The following is a 20,925-nucleotide window of genomic DNA, read 5'->3' on the forward strand; positions in this document are numbered from 1 at the left end:
TATAGAATAGAATTAAATAGTGATTCAGTGATGAAGAGAGTACTGATTTAGTTTGTTCAAAGCGAATTGGGATGGTGTAAGCCAATAACAAAAAAATCAGGAACCGCACTTTTGAGAAAATAATTCGAAACTAGTAAAATTATTCGGTTTTGTTTGCCGTTATCTAAAAACAAGTGGTTTTGTCGCTTAGATAAAACAACAAGAGTGGTACCGCGGGCTCAACCTCGTCTCTTTTTTGATTTATTTGTAAATCAAATTAGGGCTTTTTTTGTATTCTAAAGTTTAAAATAATTAAAAAATAGAGATTTAAATAGGGGGAAAAAATATGAACTATAAATTACTCGTTGCCAAAGCTTTACATGAACAAATTGGTGAAACACTAACTGTTGAGAAAATTTTTGCTTTACTTGAAAAACCAAAGACAGCCGAACACGGCGACGTTGCTTTTCCTACATTTATTTTAGCAAAGGAATTTAAAAAAGCACCTCAGCAAATTGCAACAGATTTAGGTGAAAAAATTTCTTCTATTATTATCGAAAAAATTGAAGTTGTTGGGCCATATTTAAATTTTTTCTTAGATAAAAAAATAGTTAGCGCTGCTGTATTAGCAGATGTTTTGGAAAAAGGTGAACATTATGGTGATTTAGCTATCGGTGAAAATCGAAATGTTCCAATTGATATGTCTTCTCCTAATATTGCAAAACCTATTTCAATGGGCCACCTACGCTCAACTGTTATTGGAAATGCGCTTGCTAATATCTACAGTAAAGTCGGGTATCGACCAATTAAGATCAATCATCTTGGAGACTGGGGAACTCAGTTTGGGAAACTAATTGTTGCTTACAAATTATGGGGGAATGCAGAAGCTATTGATGCTGAACCTATTACTGAATTATTACGTCTTTACGTTAAATTTCATGCCATAGCTGAAGAGCAACCAGAACTAAATGAAGATGCTCGTATCTGGTTCAAAAAATTAGAAGATGGCAATGAAGAAGCAGTCTCTCTTTGGGAATGGTTCCGTGAAGAGTCATTGAAAGAATTCAATCATATTTACGATATGATAGATATTCAATTTGATGCAATCAGTGGAGAAGCATTCTATAATGATAAAATGGATGAAGTTATTGATTTGCTTGAAGAAAAGAACTTATTAAAAATTAACCAAAAAGCTAGCATTGTCGATTTAGATAAATACAATTTAAATCCTGCATTGATCAAAAAATCTGACGGAGCGACTCTTTATATCACCCGCGATTTAGCTGCTGCTTTTTACCGTAAACGCAACTATGACTTTGCACAAAGTTTATATGTTGTTGGGAATGAACAAAGCAATCACTTCAATCAATTGAATGCTGTGTTGAAAGAAATGGGTCTTCCTTGGGCAGATGATATGCAACATATTGCTTTTGGTTTAATTACGCAAGGTGGAAAAAAATTATCTACACGTCAAGGCAAAATTGTACTGCTTGAAGAAGTCTTAAACGAAGCAATCAATTTAGCTGGCAAACAAATTTCAGAAAAAAATCCTGATTTACCAAATAAAGACGAAGTGGCTAAGCAAGTTGGAATTGGAGCTGTTATCTTCCATGATCTTAAAAATGATCGCTTAAACAACTTTGACTTTGTTTTAGAAGAAGTTGTGCGTTTTGAAGGTGAAACGGGTCCTTATGTTCAATACACAAGAGCTCGCGCAATGAGTATCTTACGCAAAGCTGGAAACCCAACAACTAATAGTGAAGACACTTATACGTTGAACGACTCTTATAGTTGGGAAATTATTAAATTATTACAAGAATATCCAACTATTGTTAAAAAATCTTACGAAAAACGTGAGCCATCAATTATTGCAAAACACTCTTTACAATTAGCCCAAGCTTTCAATAGGTATTATGCAAACAGTAAAGTTTTAATAGAAGATGCAGAAAAGCTTGCACGTTTAGCTTTAGTTCAATCTGTTGCTACTATTTTAAAAGAAGATTTAAGATTACTAGGAGTAAAATCTCCTGATCAAATGTAATTTACTAATCAACTTTTAAAAAATTCAAACTAAAAACAGCTATTAAACTGATGATAACATTAGTTTAATAGCTGTTTTTTACATCATTTTTTATTTTCCAGGTTTTTCCGTTACAACTAATTCTCCATTACTAATTTGTTGTTTGAATAAGTCAATTTTATCGATTATTTCTTTTGATAGCTGACCATCAGTTAAACCAACCCCATCTTCTGATAAACCGTAATTTAAAATTTCTCCGCCAGGAAAATTTCCTTTCAAAGCTTTATCAGCAATATCTTGAATTGCGTTACCAGTTTGTTTTAAAGTAGAAGTAAGTGTTACATTTCCACTATTATAGACTCCTTCTTTTGTTTGATCGCGGTCTGCGCCAATAACCCATTTCTTGTTTTCAGAGTTTAAATTCATTAAATCCTTTGCTTCAGAAAATACGCCATTACCAGAATCTCCTGCCGCCTGGAAGATAATATCTATTCCACTTGCGTACATTGCGGCTGCTATCGCTTTTCCTTTAGCAGAATCAGCAAACGAGTTTACATACTCCACTCTTACTTCTGCTTCAGGTTTAACTGTTTTAACTCCTTGAACAAATCCCGCTTCAAATTTATCAATAATATCTGATTGTTGTCCACCAATAAATCCTACTTTATTAGAGAGTGTTGACTCAGCTGCTGCAATACCTGCTAGAAAAGCTGATTCATTATCTTTAAAAACCAGTGAAGCAACATTATCCATTTTTGGCATGGCAACATCAACAATCGTAAAGTTCGTTTCAGGGTATTGAGGCGCTACCTCAATAAGGGCTTCAGTTAATTTAAAACCCATTGCTACAACTGTGTCAAACTTATTATTTGCCAATGTCTGTAAGTTCATCACATAATCGGAGGCTGATTTAGCTTGAATGTAGTCATATCCCTGGATACCTTTTGGTAGATTATTCTTTTGACCCCATGCTTCTAGACCTTCCCATGCTGATTGATTAAATGATTTATCGTCAATTCCACTAAAATCAGCTGCTAATCCAACCGTTCCATTCTTTTTTTCATCAGTTGATGCCTTTGCAGGATTTTCGGCTCCACATGCTCCTAATAGAACACTGATAGTTACTCCAGCTGCAATAAGACTTAAAGAATGGTTTGTTTTCAATTTTATAAATCCCCCGTTTTTTTATTTGTTTTCTTTATACTTTTATCCTATCATCTAAGGATTATTTTGTAAACTAAAATACGACAATTAAAACTATTAACTAGTTAATAGTTCGTGTTTATGCCTTAAAAAAAGAAATATTGATTGCTTATTAAAAATAAAAGTTTTTTCTAATTAAATGAAGAGTAACTATCCATTTTTTATTGCAATCAGTTTTCAAAACACTTACGGCTGTAAATGGCATCATTCATGTTTGCTTTAGGAGGAAATCGTTTGAAACTTTTTTTCAGTTAGAAAAAAATAATACAACTATACAAACTGAAGTTTTAGCAGGGTTAATTACTTTTTAAACTAGGGCTTATATTATCGTAGTTAATCCTGTTATTTTATCAGCAGCTGGTGTGCCCTTCGATCAGAATTTTATAGCAATTATTGTTTCGTCAGTAGTCGGAATAACCTGGATGGATTGCTTTAGCCGCTAATTATCCTATTGGTGTAGCTCCAAGACTAGGATTAAATGCTTACTTTGTGACTGTTGTCGCTAGTGGTGTTAATTATAAAACAACTTTTAGAGAAAGGTTAATTGGAGTATTCCTGAATCTTTAGAGCCAGCTATTACCGCTACATTATTCTAATCATAGCTTTTATTGGATTATGCCTCTCTGAAATCGTCGTTTGAAATGAAGAAACATTAGTTCCATTAGAAGACTTGAAAGATCCTGGTATTTTGCTAACCTTATTTGGTATGATTAAATTTAATGGAATTGTCGCCTTACCTGATTTTGGATTTGATTTAATGATTACAAATCCAATAACTCCATTTATAGATATTTTCTCGAATGGTTTTCACGGTACTGTTATTCCATTTTTATTAATTACTATATTTGATACTACTGGAACATTAATTACTGTAACAAAACGTGTGAATTTAATGAAGGATAGCAAATTAAAAAATGCTAAACAAGCTTTGCTATCCGATGCGATTGGTACAACAGTCGGTGCACTATTTGGAACTAGCCCAACAACTGCATCTGCAGAGTCAGAAATAGGTGTTGCAGTTGGTAGACGGACCAGTTTAACAGCCTTAACAATTGCTGTATTGTTTGCATTATCTAGTTTCTTTTATCCTTTATTTAATATTATTTCTAGCGTATCAGCTATCACTTCTCCCACTTTAGTTATCGTCGGTTCAATTATGATGGCAAACACTGCCGAAATAAACTGGTCCGACTTATCAAAACCATTTCCTGCATTCATCGTCATCCTTACTATGCCTTTAACAGGTAGTATTGCTACTGGTTTAGCTTTAGGTTTTATCAGTTATCCTATTACGAAATTTTTTAGTGGGCAAGCAAAAGATGCCCAGCCTTTTGTTTATATTTTTGCTATTCTCTTTATTATTCAGCTATTTTTCTTGAGTTAAAAAAAATCCTTAACTATCTCCAAATGAGAGATTGCTAAGGATTTTTGGTTTACCTGCTTTTAACTAATAAATCAATTGCTTCTTTAATACTCTCTTCATGACTAGAGCCATTACTCGTACTTTCTGCAACGCACCCTACTAAGTTTTCAGCAACTATAATACCCATAGCGCGGTCAATACTGGTTCGGATAGCAGATAATTGAGTAACAACTTCTTTGCATCCTTGCCCTTCTTCCATCATCTTTATCACACCTCGCATTTGGCCTTCTGATCTTTTTATTCGATTGATTACTTTAGTATTTGGTTTATATTCATTCATTTTATTTTCCATTTAAACTACCTCCCCATTAAATTTTACTAATTCTTCTTTTTTTCTTGATTTCTTTTTAAAGTAAATTTAGTTGGAACAGGATCATATCCACCACGAACAAGTGGATGACACCTTAATATTCTAGCCGTACCCATAACTGTACCTTTTAGCGAGCCATGTTTTTCGATTGCTTCAATAGCATAAGTTGAACAGGTAGGATAATAACGGCAAGATGGCGGAAATAAAGGAGATATACTTTTTTGATAACCTCTAATGCCTTTTATAATAAAATTTTTCATAGTTTTCCCCCGCCTTTTCTTATTCCATTATACCCATTCCCGTATTTTTTGTAAAGTTTAACAATCGGTTACTCTAGTAAAATAAAGATACTTTCAAAATAGAATCAAATTAATTTCTTTCAACTAGTAGAATCTTTAGTTGTTTTATCTTCAGATTGTGTACGGTACATGTTAGCATACTTGCCATTTAAACTTAGTAGCGTCTCGTGGTTTCCTCTTTCAACTATCTCCCCTTTATCCAATAGTAATATTTGATCTGCATATTGAATAGTCGATAATCTGTGAGCAATAATAAAGGTCGTTCTTCCTTTTTTTACAACACTCATAGCCTTTTGAATCAACTCTTCTGTTTCTGTATCAATATTAGAAGTCGCTTCATCTAAGATTAAAACTCCCGGATCAAATGCTAGAGCGCGAGCAAGAGAAATTAATTGCTTTTGTCCAGATGATAAGGTGCTACCTTTGTCTGTTACAGGCTGATCAATCCCTAAAGGCATATCGTTCAATAGTACATCTCCCCCAACGGCATTAATAGCTTCTTTGACCTTTTCACGAGAAATAGTCGGATCATTTAATGTAATATTCGAAGCAATCGTTCCTTTAAATAGATAAGGATCTTGTAAGACAATACCCATCTGCTTTCTCAAACTCTTTCTTGAAAGAGAAGTTGTTGGGTAATCATCTAGATAAACACTACCTTTATCAGGATCATAAAAACGAAATAATAAATTTATAATTGAACTTTTACCTGAACCAGTATGTCCAATCAGAGCAGTTGTTTCACCTTTTTTTGTTTTAAAGTTTATATTTTTTAAAACATACTCATCTTTTTTATAAGCAAAGTAGACATGCTCAAAAATGATTTCATTTTTCAAAGTATCAAAGTCTTCTTTGCTTTCAATCTCAATGGGCAAGTCAACGATATCAAAGACACGTTCTGCTGATGCTAATGCCGTTTGCAGATAAGACCATTGAGATACGATACCTTGGATAGGTTGAAATAAGCGATGAGTATAGTCAATAAAAACATACAAAACGCCGACTGTTACTAAAAGCGAACCGTTTAAATAGCCTTTTGAAAAATATAAAATTAACATTAGAAGCGAAAAATTTTTTATGACTTCCACAAAACTATAAGAAGCAATCGAGTCTAATAAAACAAATTTTTGACTATAATTAAACCATTTCTCATTTGTTTCTTCAAATTCTTTCTCGATTTCTTCTTCTTGTTGGAAGACTTGTATAATAGTCATACCTTGGATTGTTTCATTTAATTTTCCGTTTATTTCTCCTACTAACTGACGTATTTTCTTATTGAACGGTGCTGCATATTTTTGATAAATCATCGCCCAAAATAAAAATATAGGGATCAATAAAAATGAAATTAACGCATAAAAACTATTTAATTGAAATAAAGCAATGTAAATACCGATTAAATAGCTAAAGTTTGTTAACATTTGGCCAACAGATATAACATAAAAAATACGAAGTTGTTCTGTGTCATTTGTTATACGAGAAACAATTGTTCCAGCAGCAACTGTATCAAAATATCGGATAGGCAATTTTTGTACATGAGCATATAACTCATTTCTCATTGTTTTTACAACGGTATTTGCTCCGATAGTCAACAGTAAGAAGCTAAGATAGCGAAAAAAAGCTGTTAAAAGTGCTAAGACTAGAAAAACACCTAAGAATAGCAACAATCTATCTACTTTAAGCACTGATTCATTAGAGGGTGCTATAATATTATCAATCATATAACGAATAACTAGAGGGCCACTTAAATCTGTTATTACAGCTAAAATTAATAGAATAAGGCCTGTCAAAAAATACCTTTTTTTCTTCATCGAATAAGACCAAAGTATTTTTATCGTTTTCATGCGATTTATTCCTCCTCTTTCAATTGCTGACGAATAAATTGTTTCTCATACCAACCTTTTTTATCCATTAACTCAGTATGTGTTCCTCTTTCGATAATCGCACCATTATCCATTACAATAATTTGTTTTGCATGGTAGACCGAAGATAAGCGGTGAGTAATAATAAGAGTTGTTTTATTATTACGGTATTTTTTTAAATTAGTTATGATATTTTTTTCTGTCTCTGCATCAACTGCTGATAGAGAATCATCTAAAATTAAAATAGCTGAATTTTTAATTAAGGCCCTAGCAATAGCTATTCGTTGCTTTTGCCCACCTGAAAGAGAAATTCCTTTTTCGCCAATTTGAGTATCTAAGCCATTAGGCATTTTATTTATATCTCTATCAAAATTAGCTAAATGTAAAGCTTCATTGATTTCTTTTTCAGATGCATCTTTTCTTCCAAAAGAAATATTATCACGAATCGTACCAGAAAATAAAATGTGTTCTTGAGGAACATAACCAAATTTCGAACTCAATTGGTCTGGTTTTACAGCATCAATTGGGACTCCTCCTATACTAATTAAGCCTTTACCTCTTGGATATTCTTTTAATAACTGACGAACAAGAGTTGTTTTTCCGCTTCCTGTTTTACCAACAATACCCAATGTTGTATTTTTTGGTATTTCTAAATTAATTTTTTTTAAACTTAGTTGCTTTGAATCTGGATAACTGAAAGTAACCTCTTTAAATGTTATCGTTCCATTTTCCAAAATATCTTTTTCTCCAGTATGTCCCATTTGATCGTCTGTATTTAACACTTCCATCACACGATCCATAGAAGCATTACCTTGTTGAAGTAAATTTATTAATTCCCCAATAGATTGAATTGGCCACACCAACATACTTAGATAAACTTGAAAAGCAACTAATTGTCCAATCGTTATTTCATTTTTAGAAACCATTATGGCTCCCAATCCAAAAGCAAGTACATAACTTATTCCCAATGTAATTTTGATTAGTGGTTGAAAAGCAGAATTTATTTTCGCAACAGAAATATTTTTTTGTAAAACATTGGTTGTTTTCTCATCAAATTGAGCAGACATTGCTTCTTGTCTACCATAAGCTCTTATGACACGAATACCTTCTACTGATTCGAGCACTTCATCATTAATCTCCGCAAAAGCATCTTGAGACTCTTTGTAACGAATATGTACTTTATCTCCCAAAACTTTTAATAGATAACCTAAAATAGGTAGAGGTAAAATACAAGCTAAGGTTAACTTCCAAGATACTGTTAAAAACATCGTTAAAAGAATTACACCAAAAAATGCTGTGGAATCCATCGCAATCATAATTCCATAACCGGCCATTTCAGAAATCGCATCTAAATCATTAGTAGCACGTGCCATTAGATCACCTGTTCTAAATTTTCGGTAAAATATAGAGCGCATTTTCAAAAAATGATTCATCAACTGTTTACGTAGCTGTCTTGTTAAAACATTTTTTCCACCAAATAATTGATAGCCCCAAAATATTTCAATTCCATAAGAAACAACAATTGAAAAAACAAATAATAATACTTGTTTCATTAGTAAGCTATCTGTTAATTTATCTAAATAAATTCCGTCAATAACCTGTCCAACAATAAAAGGAGGAATCAAAACTAACCCGTTCCCTATTAGCATTGCGAAAATTGCCCATCCATATCTTTTTTTATGCTCTAAAAAGAAAGGTGTTAGCTTTTTAAATAATAGGAACATCATAAAACCTCATTTCATTTAATTCTTTCTATTGTAGCGGTTACAAAAATTAGTAGCAATCCTACTCCATTTTTTTATTTTTAATTTTAACTCTAAATTAATTTATTCGTTAAATAAGCAGCTTTAGTGTAGCCAATTATTATTATTATTTACTCTTACTATCCTTAATAAAAAGTCTTTTAAATAATTATTAAGAAAAAATCCTCATGCGGAATAGACTATGCATGAGGATTACCGAAACCCTAATTTTATTTATTCTATTTTCTAAAAAGTTAGCAAAAAACAAGAACCTTAATTGCTTATTTTTTTCTTGTCCAAAATAAATTATTTACGATTATTTTTATGTCTATTGCTATGAAAATAACAGTTAAAAAAAATTAGTTCTACTAAAGAATTAAGGAAAAAATTTGGAAATAATCTAAGAAGTAGAAGAATAAAAAAAGGAACTAAAATGGATTTATTGTCATTCAACTTATAGTCAAACAACTTTTTTTGAATAAAGGCTCGCTTAAATAAACTAATAGTATCCTTACCAGAGATAGTACAACGAAAAAAACAAATAATTCTACTTCCGTTTTGATATTAAAAAAAGTAAAGCTTATTATACTTATAATGCTAAAACCAATATAAATTATTATGTGGTTAATTAACAATATTTTCTTTTCTCTAGTCATAATAGCCTCCAGCAACTTTCTACTAATTAGGTTGAAAACTTATGCAAAAAAATTAATCTAACTTATCATTTTCATAATGGTGTGTTAATTCCATATTTATAAAATTTTGTTGACGTAGAGCTTCATATACTAAAATCGCTGCTGTATTTGATAAGTTGAGTGATCGGATATGTGTATCATCCATGGGTATTCTCAAACATTTTTCTTCATTTTCTCTCATGAAGCTTTCTGGTAACCCTGTTGTTTCTTTGCCAAACATAAAGTAATAGTTTTCTTTTGTAGCGGAGTAATCTGGTTCACTATACGTACGGTTACCAAATTTAGTAATTAAGTATAGATGATCATTGCCTACTGTAGCTAAAAATGCTGATAAGTCAGCATGATACGTAATATTAACATCATTCCAATAATCTAAACCAGCTCTTTTGAGGTGTTTATCGTCTGTTGAAAAGCCAAGAGGTTCAATTAAGTGTAAGTGTGTGTTTGTACCAGCACAGGTTCTAGCTATATTACCTGTATTAGCTGGTATTTGTGGTTCAAATAAAACAATATGATTTGGCATAATACGTTTCCTCCTGAATCTTACTTTTTCTTTTCTTTCTTCATATGAATAGAAGCAATTGCTTTATTCATTTCATCTTGTGCCTCTTTATCTGTTTCTTTTTCTAGGACTTCTTTTAAAAATTCCATAATCATTTCATCTCTATGAAAAACAATCTTGGCTATTGACCAAGCAGCTGTACCACGAATCACCGGCCGTGGATCTTTTTCAAGACAATGTAGCAAATCAGGCAAAGCAGATTTATCGCGATAATTTCCTAGAGCAATTATAGCATTTCTTTGAATCGGTTTTTTTCCACGCCAAGAACCAGACATGTAGCCAAAACTTTCTTTAAACTCTCTATTACTTATGGTCAGTAATGGTTTTAATTTAGGCATAGCGCTTTCTGGGTCAGGTTCCATTGCGGGATGAAAACCCGTATTTTTCCCTTTATTATAAGGACAGACAACTTGACAAATATCACAACCATAAATAACATGACCCATTCTTCTTCTAAATTCTTCAGGCATCATACCTTTTGTTTGAGTCTGGTAAGATAAGCATTGTTTAGCATTCATACGTCCGTCCCCCAATAAAGCTCCAGTCGGACAAGCGTCAACACATCTTGTACAATCTCCACAACCAAAAGGAATTTCTGCATCAATTGGGAAATCTAAATTCGTTATGATTTCACCTAAATAAACATACGAACCAAATTCTTCAGTAATTAATAAACCATTTCGACCAATAAAACCTAATCCAGCTCTTTTTGCTACAGCAACGTCTATTAATTCTCCCGTATCAACCATAGGTTTATACGTAACTGAATCACCAGCTTCTTTGCGGATATACTCAATCAATTGATCCATTTTTTCTCTCAAAATAATATGATAATCTGTTCCCCAAGACGCACGAGCAAATTCTCCGCGCCTTTCCCCTTTTACTCGCTCTGGAGGATGTTCTATTTTAGTTGGATAAGCTAAGGCAATTGAGATGATAGATCGCGGACTCTCGAAAATCAATTCCGGATAAATTCGTTCTTGAATATTCTTATGTTCAAATCCCGAGTGGTGTCCTTTTTCTTGTTGAGCAATCAACTTATTTTCCAAGTCTAAAAAAGGCTCAGCAGTCGTAAATCCAATTTTATTGATACCTAATCGTTGACTTTCTTCAATAATTTTTTCTTTCAAATCTGCTTGTAAAACAATCAATATAATCCATCTCCCTAGCCAAAACTTTCTTTTATTTTAGCACAACCAACAGTAAAAAAAATAGACTCATTTAATTATTTAATTTGCATTCTTAGCTAAATCGATTTAAAATAAAAAAAACGTATCATTTCGGTGTCCAGCACTGCGAAATGATACGTTAATGGTGCATTATTAAGTTTCACTAACTTTTATCAAAATCTGATGGATTCCTGATAAAAACGAATGAATAATAATAGCTTATACGTAATATAACACCCACGGTAACAACTTGCAAGTCAGAATCTATCAAATATACTATATAATTTGTGTTATCTATCCTATTATTTACTTTACGCACTTATTTAGGCTTTATTTTTACCTATTAGCAAACAAACATCGATAGTGATTTTTGATAACGGATGATTAAGTGCATATTCTTTTGCTTCTACACTAGCTCCCCAACCTAAAGGTGTCATCTTCATTAAATCTAAAAAATTTTGCTTTGTCAACGAAAACGAGTAACGAATACGTTTTGTCTCAATTTCTAAAAAATGTTCTTTGAACTTATCTATTACTAATTGATTAGAATAGGACTGTTTTTCTTTTTGATCATGATAAAATAATTTTCTTAGCTCAATTAAATAATCTTTTTCTGGAACAACTTTAATAATAAGCCCATCTTTTTTTAATAATCGTTCAAACTCTTCATAATTTGAAGGAGAAAAAATATTTAGTAACGTATCATATTCGTTAGTTGCAAATGGTGATTGAGCTAAGTCTGCCACACAAAAAAAGGCACTTGTAAAATTCCCAGCTGCCAATTGAATGGCATCTTTAGATATATCAAAGCCGATATTATTTCCAGTTAATCCTAACTGCGTCAAATAATCTAATTGAGAACCTTCCCCGCAACCCACATCTAATAGACTACCATTTTTCTTATGTTCAATATAGCCATAAATAGCTTCTAATAATGGATTAAATAGCCCCGCCTGAGCAATCGCGTATCTTGCTGCTAACATTTCTCTATCATATTCGTTTTTAGAACCTTTTAATAAAAAATAAAGACTTCCCTTTTTTGATAGATCAAATGAATGATTCTGTTCACACTGTAGACTATGATTTCCTATTTTATTAAATTTAGAATGACAAACAGGACATTTAAATAAATTCATATTATTTTCTAAAAATTGATTTGCTAATTCTATTTTTTTCACACTATAGCCTCTTTCTAACATGACTTGCTTTAAGAATTTTCTTGTTATTCGTTTCTTTAGTATAGCATTATTTGACACTCATATCCTGAGTTTTCATAAGGGTTATTTTTTATTCATTTCAAAAAGTAGTATCGTTTGCGACTTTTTTGACTGAGTGTTATAACCAGACTAAAGGATTATTTAATTAGAGAGGATGATAACGGTGCCATGGAGTCCCATTGATTACCTAACTTGTTTGAATAATTTCGATCCATTGCTTCGAAAAAAAACAATAGAAATTGCTAATGCTCTGCTAGAAAATAGTTATAAAGATAATCGTGTTATTCCTATTGCTATCTCACAAGCAAAAGACTGAATAAATAAAGCTAGTGAAAAAGAATTAACGATTTGAAACAAGAAGATAGTTTTAGTAAACATGATATTTCTGATCGTCATATTTATCTGTTTGACAATAATCTGATAGTTTTTTACCATGATGATCGGCGGACAGTAAAAACTAAAGGGACTAAACAAATTAATGAACCACTTGATGAAAAAATCAAAGCTGTATCGCGTGCTAAAGAAATTGTTGCTAATGAAAAAACAACTATCCTAATTTATAAAAAAGATGGAACGATAGAAAAATAATAACTTTTTAAAAGATTGAATAAGTAAATAAGAAAGTTGTAAGAATTAGGAGGTTTCACCTAATTTTTACGACTCTCTTGTTTCCTTTGGGCCCTTTTTTGTGGCCAAAACCCTTCTTTTATCAGAATAGCTGATTTCATAAATTTCGTATATTTCATTTCACAATAAAAGTAAGCAAAAACTTCTAAACGTTCATATTTATTATATTCGGTATTCCATAATTCAACTTCTTTATTTTCTCTTTCATATTCATTATTAACGACAAGTTTCCGTAATAACTTTCTAATTTATCTAATGGTATAATGGTGCTTTCAAAATCTATTAAATCATAAACTTCACTATAAACCCAACGATTATTTTTTTCATTCGAGATTATAGCTGGATATCCTTTATAAGACAAGTCATAAAGGATATCTTTTATTCTTGATTTTTTAGCTTTGGATTTCATCTTTCCTTCTAAATACAAAAATGATTGTGCTTACCCGACTTTAATCTACTATAAACAAAGATAGGTGATTGTTTCATTTCTTCTATTTTAATGAATGGCACCTCCAATTGCTTTTAAATCTTGTTTTTCATCAAAATCAACAATAGCGTTTATAGCCACTGTTAGACCTTTAGTCATATCTTCTAGACTCATAAAGGTTGATTTGGTTTATTGATTACTTGTTCTGGAATGTACGGTACATGGATAAAACAACCCTTTACATCAAGAAGTTTTGTTTCAATCACAAACTGTACTTGGTACATAATATAATTACATACCAATATTCCAGCAGCGTCAGAAACAACACTAGGGATTCCTACAGCTCTTGCATCGCTGTTACCATTGCTTTGACAGGTAACTGAGTAAAATAGGCATTTCTGCCTTTTTCTTGAATAGCGGTATCAATGGGCTGATTTTCTTCGTTGTCTCGAATTCTAGCATCACCGATATTTATCGCTACTCGTTCAGGCGATAAAATAAATCTTCCCCCTGCTTGTCCTATATTTGAAACAACATCTGGATTATATTCTTTTATAGCTTCTTTTACAACAAAAGCTGATTTATTAAAACGGTTGGCATTTGTATTTTTTGATTTCTGCTCCATGTATTGTATCTACTAATTTTTTAACTGCTTCAAGCACTGAATTTTTTTTCGCCACCGAAAGGATCAAACCCTGTTACTAAAATTTTTATTTTTATTCAATACATCACTTATTTAGTTTATTTTTAATTTTTTTAGAAAGCCCAGAAATATATTAATACAATATCAACATCTATCATTATAACTGTAAATGGTGCTTGCTCTTTAATTACATCATTTGGATTTTTCATTTCTAATAGAGCTGCTGGTAAAGCGTTGAAATTTGCAGCCATTAGAGTTATTAATGTTCCACAAAAACCAGCCGTCATTGCTAAAGCACCAGTGATAACAGTATCACCACCTTGAGCCATGACAAATGGTATACCGATACTTGCTGTAATAACAGTAAGTGTAGCAAACCCATTATCCATAATTATAGTAAAGATAACCCATTCCTAAAACATAAGCAATTATACCTAATAAACGATTGCCTTCAGGTACAAAAACAGAAATACCACCTGCAATGACATCTCCTACACCAGCAGCTGTAAAAACAACTCCTAAAGAAGCTAATAACTGAGGCAATATCCCAGTAATTCCAACCTGTTGAATCATTCTGTTTCCCTCTTCTAAAATAAGTTTCGGTTTTGCTTTAGTAATTAAAACTGCAATAATCAATGAAGTAATCGCTCCTGCTCCAATTCCAACTTGACCGCCTAAGGGAGTTAGCTGCGTAACACCTGTAGCAACTATTACCAAAGAAATAACGTGTATAAAGATTTTATTTTCTAATCTATTACTAGTCTCTTTTGCTTCCTCTTCATTTATTGATTTCACTTTTACTAGACGTACTTGTTTAAATAAAATCAAGACTCCCATTAGCATAAATAAAGCACCATTAATTTCTGAAGGAATGAGCTTACCGAAAGCAAGGATAATACCAAGTAATAATCAAAATAAAGCAGTGCCTGCACGAGTAGGATAGGTTAAATCTTTATAAACTGTAAAAGCGGTGTACATTAATAAGAAACCAATCATCATAAAAAAAATTCTAATATATTAGCTGAGATTATTTCCATCAATTATTTCTCTCCTTTTTTGATGACAAATTTGTTCTTTCACTATATTTTTTTCTAATTTCTTATCAAAAATTATATTTGAACTGGTTACTAATACTAATGTAATCAAAGTAACTGGTATTGAGGATAATGCAATTGAAACTGCAGAAACTGTATAGCCTAAAGACTCCAACGTTCCAGTAATCAATAAAACGCCTGCAGCAACAATAAGTGTTTTCTGTGCAAAGAAATTACCATAGTTTTCAGTCGCTGCTGAACGAGCTTTAATTTTTTCTTCATCTAATTCATCTATCTCTCCATATTTTTTTTAGTAGCAGCTTGTGCCATTGGTCCAACTAACGGACGGATAAATTGAGTGTGACCTTGAATTCGAATAGAAAACAATCCTAATAATTCACGAATAACCATATATAATGACAGTAAGCGGCCTGGGGTTAACCCTCTCATTTTCTCAATTAATTTAACTGCTTGTTGACGCAATACACATCTTTCTGTCAATCCAACCATTGGCAAGGTAAGTAAAAATAAAGTTACCAATCGATTGGATACAAACGTATTTCCTAATAGCACTAAAAATTCCATAATGGAAATTCCTGAAACTAATGCTGTAGCTAAAGCAGCAACTAATACAATTACAATTGTATCAAACTTTAACAGAAAGCCTACAACAATAATTAAAATACCAATTAGTTTAAAAATTTCCATTTTTTCTCCTCTTTTATTAATCAAATTTTAATCTAGAGTTCATTAAACGTAAAATAAAAAAGAGATACAAAAAAATTTAATGTATATCTCTTTTTTTATTCAATTACTATTTTTTATTACCTTCTCTTAAACTTATCATTTCAATACATAATCCAATTACGTCCATTGCTTGTTCTAAATCAGCTAATTCAACTGAAGTTGGAGCTAGACGAATGCTATTATCTCTAGGATTATTGCCACTTGGATAAGTCGCTCCAGCTTTAGTTACTTTAACACCAATACGATCTAATGATTCAACAATCTCAGTCGCGCATCCATCCATCGTTGTTAAATGAACAAAATAGCCTCCCTTTGGATTTGTCCAAGTTAACAAGTTACTTTCATTAAAACGTTCATTTAGTTTCTTTTGAATCAAATCAAACTTAGGTTTTAAAATCAAAGCATGTTTTTCCATATGTTTTTTTAATTGGTTTGTATTTTTTAAAAATTTTACATGTCTCATTTGATTTAATTTATCATGACCAATCGTTTGATAACTTAATTCGTTTGCTAACATGGTAATGTTTTTTTCTGAAGCTGCTACTGCTGAAACACCTGCACCCGGAAAAGTAATTTTTGAAGTTGAGCAAAACATCCAAGGACGTTCTGAATTTCCAGCCTCTTTACAAGCGGTTAATATATTTTTAGCAACCTTATTCTCCTGTGTTAAATGATGAACTGCATAGGCATTATCCCACATAATTATGAAATCAGTTGCGCTAGTTTTCATTTTTGCTAAGCGGTTAACAACTTCATCTGAATAAATGATACCGGTTGGATTACTATAGTTAGGGACACACCAAATCCCTTTAATCGTCTGATCTTGTAGTACTAGGCGCTCGACTTGATCCATATTTGGCCCATTCTCATCCATCTCAATTGGAATCATTTCAATTCCCAGCTTTTCAGTCATAGAAAAATGACGATCATAACCTGGACTTGGACATAAAAATTTGATAGGAGATTTAGTTTTCCAAGGTACTGAGCCCATGAATAATTTAGTCGTTAAAACAAAATACATTAAACTCAGACTTGAGTTTCCACCAATAATTGTTTCTCTACTTTCTGATCCTAAAATAGCAGAGAATAGTTCCTTAGCCTCTATAATACCTGTCAACTCTCCATAATTACGGATATCCATTTTATTTTTACTCAAAAAATCTTCTGGATCATTAAGCATTCCCAACATTTCTTGAGATAATTGTAATTGTTCTTCACTAGGGATACCCCTAGTAATATTTAAATTAAGTGGATACTCTAGATAATTTTCGTATTCTTTTTCTAAACTACTTAAATGTCGAGTTGCTTTATCATTATTTAACCCCATAGAACCATCCCTCTTCTCTTTTATCACAATTTTTTACGTGCTATATTTTTAATGAAACGCTATTCTTATAGAAATACCCTACCTTATCACTATTTCATTAAACCTATCAACAGCATATGGAGTATACTTTTTAATAATAAATACCGTTCTATCTGAGTAATTAATAACTTTCCCATTATAATTGAAAGTAATCGTATGAACTAATCTTTTTATTTTCTGGTATTTTATTGAATCTATCTGCTTTATATTTCGTTAACCTCCCTATATAATCTTCCTTTATCTTAATAGATATATTAGCCATTATCAATAATGAACTTCTCTTATGCCATTGATAGAAAATAATAACTAGCCTACTATTATTTATTCTACCGTTTAATAGGAAATAGCTCGTATAAACATAAACTAACCTTTTGCTCATTTCATTTTTATTTATTTAATTATTTTTTTCATTGCAGCTAAGACTTCATCAGGTAAAATATCAAGACCACCTGCCGCGTTTTTTTCTATTATATGGTCTACACGCATTTGCAATCTTTCATGGACCAATTGTTTATAGGTTTCATTATCAAAATCTGGTTCATATCCCTCTACACTCATGTAGCTTAAGTGTTTGATGTTACCAAAAGAATTGAATTTAGCCTTAGCCTCTACAATAGCTTCTATACTATTAAGGGTTACCGATGGTGTAATTTTTTTATCTAAGAAAAAACCAGTATTTATAATATAACAATCAATTCCATTTACCTCAAAAAGATGTTTGAATTGTTCATAATCTTCCGTTAATGGATAAACTCTAAATGGATTAGCGTAAGGAACGATAACTAATTTATTCATATCTACGCCTTCTTTTAAGCGCTCTGCTGTCGAACGTTTTGTTGCTAGTGTAGCGCCAAAACTTGCTGCTAAGGTAGGGTCATCAACTTTAATTACTGGTGGAAGGCTGTCATCTTTCATAATCCAATAAATGGCATTAATCGGTTCTTCAAATCGATCGACTCTATTTGGTGTTGAATAACGTGATTTTACAGTGCGACCATTCCCATTTCTTACATCTTCTGTTAATAGCACCTTATTATTTAGATTATCTAACGTAACAGCAACGTTCTGTACGGTTACAAAATAATCAATCTCTTCATGATCTGAAGGATAATCTTGTGTTTTATCAAAATAAGCTGGTTCTAATGCAATAGACGATCCGTCTGTTAATGAGATTATAAACGCATCATCGTGTAAAACCTCAATAGGATATTTACCATTATGCTTAGCGTGTGTCAATGTTGATTTGCCTGAACCGGATAGACCAAAAAAAGCTGATACATAATTTGTGTCATTAGGTAATGTGAATTTCTTTTGTCCTCCATGACAAGAAGCAAAACCAATTTTATGAGCTGTACCCCAGGCTAAAGTAAGTGTAGCTTTTTTTAATTCTCCAAAATAATTAAGACCCAAGATAACAGCTGTATTATGATCGGTATCGAAATAAGCTAACCCAAGTGGGTAGTCAGGATGTTTCCAGTAAGGATCAGAATAGATGAAAATATCACCTGCATCTATCTCATGTGAATTAGAATACATGTCATCATAAAAATCATTCGTTATTTGAAAATTTAACAACCAAGAATATAAATTATTTTCTTGCCCTTTCGGAACAGAGAGATGAGCTTTTATCATAAACTCTTTATCTAAACCAACATATGCACTTGCTTTATATCGTTCAGTTAAAGACCCTTGGTAAACAGCCTCTCTAGCGATTGAAGCCAATTTAACGTCCTCTTCTTTATTATTTCCTACTATTCTTCTTGCAACTGCTGTTCTACCAACAATAGCTCCACCATTTTCTACTAAAACTTTAGCAGCGTCTGGAAGACCTAATTTTTCTGGATACTTTACTAATAAATCTGTCACTATTGTACCTGGAGAATTCAAAGCTAACTTATACGCTTTACTTGTACTTATTACTTTTTTCACATTATTTCCGTACATAGCTGTCTCAACGACTGATCTTAAAGATGAAAAAATAGTGTTATCTTTTCTTATTTCTGATTTTTGAAAAGTTTCTTTAGTTGACATTTAATCCACTCCCTTATAAATAGTTGACATAATGTATCTCTATTTGATAGAAAAATGAAACGAATATCCTCCTCCTTACTAGATTACCACTGTTCATACTTACTTTAAAGCGCTTTCAATTACTACACTTATCATATCAAAAAAGACCGTTAGTTTACAATAAAAAGATACAATCATTTACTAGTGCAAAATTATACGTAAAAAGACACCAAAACATTAAGATAACTTAACGTTTTGGTGTCTTTTTTATACCGACGGCCGGAATCGAACCGGCACGCCCTCGCGGGCACAGGATTTTGAGTCCAGCGCGTCTACCAATTCCGCCACGTCGGCATGATAGGTAAACAATCAATCTATCGAATAAGGCGGTAACCGGATTTGAACCGGTGATGGAGGTTTTGCAGACCTCTGCCTTACCACTTGGCTATACCGCCATCATTAAATTGGATTGGTTAAAAAATAAAACTGGGCTAGCTGGATTCGAACCAACGCATAAGGGAGTCAAAGTCCCTTGCCTTACCGCTTGGCTATAGCCCAATAAAAAAAGGCGACTGATGGGGATCGAACCCACGAATGCCGGAACCACAATCCGGTGCGTTAACCACTTCGCCACAATCGCCATAATAAAAGGGTAGTTTTTTTAAAAATACAACACAGGGATAGTAGGATTCGAACCCACATCGATGGTTTTGGAGACCATAATTCTACCATTGAACTATATCCCTATAAAAAAAGGTCACTCTTTAAAAAAATGGTGGAGGGGGGCAGATTCGAACTGCCGAACCCGAAGGAGCGGATTTACAGTCCGCCGCGTTTAGCCACTTCGCTACCCCTCCGCTATTAAAAAATGGTGGCCTGGGACAGAATCGAACTGCCGACACCTTGAGCTTCAATCAAGTGCTCTACCAACTGAGCTACCAGGCCTTAATTTGTTGCAACGGTCTCGACGGGAATCGAACCCGCGATCTTCTGCGTGACAGGCAGACATGTTAACCCCTACACCACGAGACCTTTAAATTTTAAACATGGAGGTTGACGGGATCGAACCGCCGACCCTCTGCTTGTAAGGCAGATGCTCTCCCAGCTGAGCTAAACCTCCAGTAACCAACATGACCCGTACGGGATTCGAACCCGTGATACCGCCGTGAAAGGGCGGTGTCTTAACCACTTGACCAACGGGCCAAACTAGGATGACGGAGAGTAAGGGATTCGAACCCTTGAGACAGTGTGCACCGCCTACATGATTTCCAATCATGCTCCTTCGGCCGCTCGGACAACTCTCCAAGGTCGTTCTAATAGAACTCTCTATTCATTTATTTCCATAGATATCTATGTACTCCGCAAGCAGGATTCGAACCTGCGACATCATGATTAACAGTCATGCGCTCTACCAGCTGAGCTATTGCGGAAAAATAAAGATGCGCGGCAGCGTCCTACTCTCACAAAGGGAAACCCTTCACTACCATCGGCGCTAAGAAGCTTAACTGCTGTGTTCGGCATGGGAACAGGTGTGACCTTCTTGCCATCGCCACCACACATCTTTTAGTTATAAGAGAACGTTGTTCTCTCAAA

The 20,925-nt window shown here is 32.9% G+C and carries 17 protein-coding genes, 12 tRNA genes, 1 rRNA gene, 2 pseudogenes and 1 other annotated feature; of the genes and pseudogenes, 4 read left to right on the forward strand and 28 right to left on the reverse strand.

The window, feature by feature from the left end; translation table 11 throughout:
• The first annotated feature begins 18 nt into the window (after positions 1–18).
• Positions 19–235 (forward strand) — a binding site (T-box leader).
• A 90-nt stretch (positions 236–325) separates the two neighbouring features.
• Positions 326–2,020: an arginine--tRNA ligase gene (argS, locus tag B9Y54_RS09920; protein ID WP_085560099.1), complete on the forward strand. Its 1,695-nt coding sequence runs from the start codon at positions 326–328 to the stop codon at positions 2,018–2,020.
• A 90-nt stretch (positions 2,021–2,110) separates the two neighbouring features.
• Here the strand turns inward: argS and B9Y54_RS09925 are convergent, their stop codons facing one another.
• Positions 2,111–3,163: a BMP family lipoprotein gene (locus B9Y54_RS09925; RefSeq protein ID WP_085560100.1), complete on the reverse strand. Its 1,053-nt coding sequence runs from the start codon at positions 3,161–3,163 to the stop codon at positions 2,111–2,113.
• Positions 3,164–3,872: 709 nt separating this feature from the next.
• Between B9Y54_RS09925 and B9Y54_RS12855 the strand changes: the two genes are divergently transcribed.
• Entirely contained in the window at positions 3,873–4,586 is a 714-nt protein-coding gene (locus B9Y54_RS12855) for an NCS2 family permease (protein ID WP_234987897.1), read from the forward strand.
• 49 nt (positions 4,587–4,635) lie between these two features.
• Here B9Y54_RS12855 and B9Y54_RS09935 read toward each other — a convergent pair whose 3' ends face one another.
• The 7 genes from B9Y54_RS09935 to B9Y54_RS09965 all read right to left on the reverse strand — a co-directional run bounded on the left by B9Y54_RS09935 (position 4,636) and on the right by B9Y54_RS09965 (position 12,439).
• The gene (locus tag B9Y54_RS09935; protein ID WP_276526125.1) at positions 4,636–4,917 is read right to left on the reverse strand and encodes a metal-sensitive transcriptional regulator; all 282 of its coding nucleotides are present in this window, start codon (positions 4,915–4,917) and stop codon (positions 4,636–4,638) included.
• Between the two features lie 26 nt (positions 4,918–4,943).
• Positions 4,944–5,195 (reverse strand): membrane protein insertion efficiency factor YidD, encoded by a 252-nt coding sequence (gene yidD, locus B9Y54_RS09940; protein ID WP_085560101.1) that lies wholly within the window; start codon positions 5,193–5,195, stop codon positions 4,944–4,946.
• A gap of 119 nt (positions 5,196–5,314) precedes the next feature.
• Positions 5,315–7,075: an ABC transporter ATP-binding protein gene (locus B9Y54_RS09945; RefSeq protein WP_085560102.1), complete on the reverse strand. Its 1,761-nt coding sequence runs from the start codon at positions 7,073–7,075 to the stop codon at positions 5,315–5,317.
• Positions 7,076–7,080: 5 nt separating this feature from the next.
• Positions 7,081–8,817, reverse strand: a complete 1,737-nt coding sequence (locus B9Y54_RS09950; protein WP_085560103.1) for an ABC transporter ATP-binding protein — start codon at positions 8,815–8,817, stop codon at positions 7,081–7,083.
• A 726-nt stretch (positions 8,818–9,543) separates the two neighbouring features.
• Positions 9,544–10,053, reverse strand: coding sequence for a tRNA (uridine(34)/cytosine(34)/5-carboxymethylaminomethyluridine(34)-2'-O)-methyltransferase TrmL (trmL, locus tag B9Y54_RS09955; RefSeq protein WP_085560104.1), 510 nt, complete (start codon positions 10,051–10,053; stop codon positions 9,544–9,546).
• 20 nt (positions 10,054–10,073) lie between these two features.
• Positions 10,074–11,240 (reverse strand): tRNA epoxyqueuosine(34) reductase QueG, encoded by a 1,167-nt coding sequence (gene queG, locus B9Y54_RS09960; RefSeq protein WP_085560568.1) that lies wholly within the window; start codon positions 11,238–11,240, stop codon positions 10,074–10,076.
• A 344-nt stretch (positions 11,241–11,584) separates the two neighbouring features.
• A complete protein-coding gene (locus tag B9Y54_RS09965; RefSeq protein ID WP_085560105.1) occupies positions 11,585–12,439 on the reverse strand; it encodes a methyltransferase domain-containing protein in 855 nt (284 codons plus the stop codon).
• Positions 12,440–12,641: 202 nt separating this feature from the next.
• Here B9Y54_RS09965 and B9Y54_RS12860 point away from each other — a divergent pair, with 202 nt between their 5' ends.
• Together B9Y54_RS12860 and B9Y54_RS12865 are read left to right on the forward strand one after the other, a co-directional pair.
• The gene (locus tag B9Y54_RS12860) at positions 12,642–12,794 is read left to right on the forward strand and encodes a DUF2188 domain-containing protein (RefSeq protein WP_234987898.1); all 153 of its coding nucleotides are present in this window, start codon (positions 12,642–12,644) and stop codon (positions 12,792–12,794) included.
• Between the two features lie 32 nt (positions 12,795–12,826).
• The gene (locus B9Y54_RS12865; RefSeq protein WP_234987900.1) at positions 12,827–13,066 is read left to right on the forward strand and encodes a DUF2188 domain-containing protein; all 240 of its coding nucleotides are present in this window, start codon (positions 12,827–12,829) and stop codon (positions 13,064–13,066) included.
• 184 nt (positions 13,067–13,250) lie between these two features.
• Here B9Y54_RS12865 and B9Y54_RS09975 read toward each other — a convergent pair whose 3' ends face one another.
• The 20 genes and pseudogenes from B9Y54_RS09975 to rrf form a co-directional block, all read right to left on the reverse strand.
• Positions 13,251–13,514: a gamma-glutamylcyclotransferase gene (locus B9Y54_RS09975; RefSeq protein ID WP_085560106.1), complete on the reverse strand. Its 264-nt coding sequence runs from the start codon at positions 13,512–13,514 to the stop codon at positions 13,251–13,253.
• 87 nt (positions 13,515–13,601) lie between these two features.
• Positions 13,602–14,246: pseudogene (gene pcp / locus B9Y54_RS09980) on the reverse strand (pyroglutamyl-peptidase I).
• A gap of 42 nt (positions 14,247–14,288) precedes the next feature.
• Positions 14,289–14,564, reverse strand: a complete 276-nt coding sequence (locus B9Y54_RS13215) for a 5-oxoproline transporter, DUF979 family subunit (RefSeq protein ID WP_420836098.1) — start codon at positions 14,562–14,564, stop codon at positions 14,289–14,291.
• Positions 14,557–15,072: a 5-oxoproline transporter, DUF979 family subunit gene (locus B9Y54_RS13220; RefSeq protein ID WP_420836101.1), complete on the reverse strand. Its 516-nt coding sequence runs from the start codon at positions 15,070–15,072 to the stop codon at positions 14,557–14,559. The genes B9Y54_RS13215 and B9Y54_RS13220 overlap by 8 nt, the downstream gene beginning before the upstream one ends.
• A 120-nt stretch (positions 15,073–15,192) precedes the next feature.
• Positions 15,193–15,917: pseudogene (locus B9Y54_RS09990) on the reverse strand (DUF969 domain-containing protein).
• A 106-nt stretch (positions 15,918–16,023) separates the two neighbouring features.
• On the reverse strand, positions 16,024–17,283 hold the full coding sequence (locus tag B9Y54_RS09995) for an aspartate aminotransferase type Ic (RefSeq protein ID WP_085560107.1): 1,260 nt from the start codon (positions 17,281–17,283) through the stop codon (positions 16,024–16,026).
• Between the two features lie 429 nt (positions 17,284–17,712).
• Complete coding sequence (locus B9Y54_RS10000; protein WP_085560108.1) at positions 17,713–19,353, reverse strand: phosphoenolpyruvate carboxykinase (ATP); 1,641 nt, start codon at positions 19,351–19,353, stop codon at positions 17,713–17,715.
• 249 nt (positions 19,354–19,602) lie between these two features.
• A tRNA-Leu gene (locus tag B9Y54_RS10005) sits at positions 19,603–19,686 on the reverse strand.
• 30 nt (positions 19,687–19,716) lie between these two features.
• Positions 19,717–19,787 (reverse strand) — tRNA-Cys (locus B9Y54_RS10010).
• Between the two features lie 31 nt (positions 19,788–19,818).
• Positions 19,819–19,890: transfer RNA gene (locus tag B9Y54_RS10015), tRNA-Gln, on the reverse strand.
• A 9-nt stretch (positions 19,891–19,899) separates the two neighbouring features.
• Positions 19,900–19,972, reverse strand: a tRNA-His gene (locus B9Y54_RS10020).
• 35 nt (positions 19,973–20,007) lie between these two features.
• A tRNA-Trp gene (locus B9Y54_RS10025) sits at positions 20,008–20,078 on the reverse strand.
• A 27-nt stretch (positions 20,079–20,105) separates the two neighbouring features.
• A tRNA-Tyr gene (locus tag B9Y54_RS10030) sits at positions 20,106–20,189 on the reverse strand.
• 12 nt (positions 20,190–20,201) lie between these two features.
• A tRNA-Phe gene (locus B9Y54_RS10035) sits at positions 20,202–20,277 on the reverse strand.
• Between the two features lie 14 nt (positions 20,278–20,291).
• A tRNA-Asp gene (locus B9Y54_RS10040) sits at positions 20,292–20,364 on the reverse strand.
• A gap of 15 nt (positions 20,365–20,379) precedes the next feature.
• A tRNA-Val gene (locus B9Y54_RS10045) sits at positions 20,380–20,452 on the reverse strand.
• 11 nt (positions 20,453–20,463) lie between these two features.
• Positions 20,464–20,535 (reverse strand) — tRNA-Glu (locus B9Y54_RS10050).
• Between the two features lie 12 nt (positions 20,536–20,547).
• A tRNA-Ser gene (locus tag B9Y54_RS10055) sits at positions 20,548–20,636 on the reverse strand.
• 53 nt (positions 20,637–20,689) lie between these two features.
• A tRNA-Asn gene (locus B9Y54_RS10060) sits at positions 20,690–20,762 on the reverse strand.
• Between the two features lie 11 nt (positions 20,763–20,773).
• Positions 20,774–20,889: ribosomal RNA gene (gene rrf / locus B9Y54_RS10065) — 5S ribosomal RNA — on the reverse strand.
• Positions 20,890–20,925: the final 36 nt, after the last annotated feature.

This window comes from Carnobacterium iners (assembly GCF_900177385.1).
Classification (GTDB): domain Bacteria; phylum Bacillota; class Bacilli; order Lactobacillales; family Carnobacteriaceae; genus Carnobacterium_A; species Carnobacterium_A iners.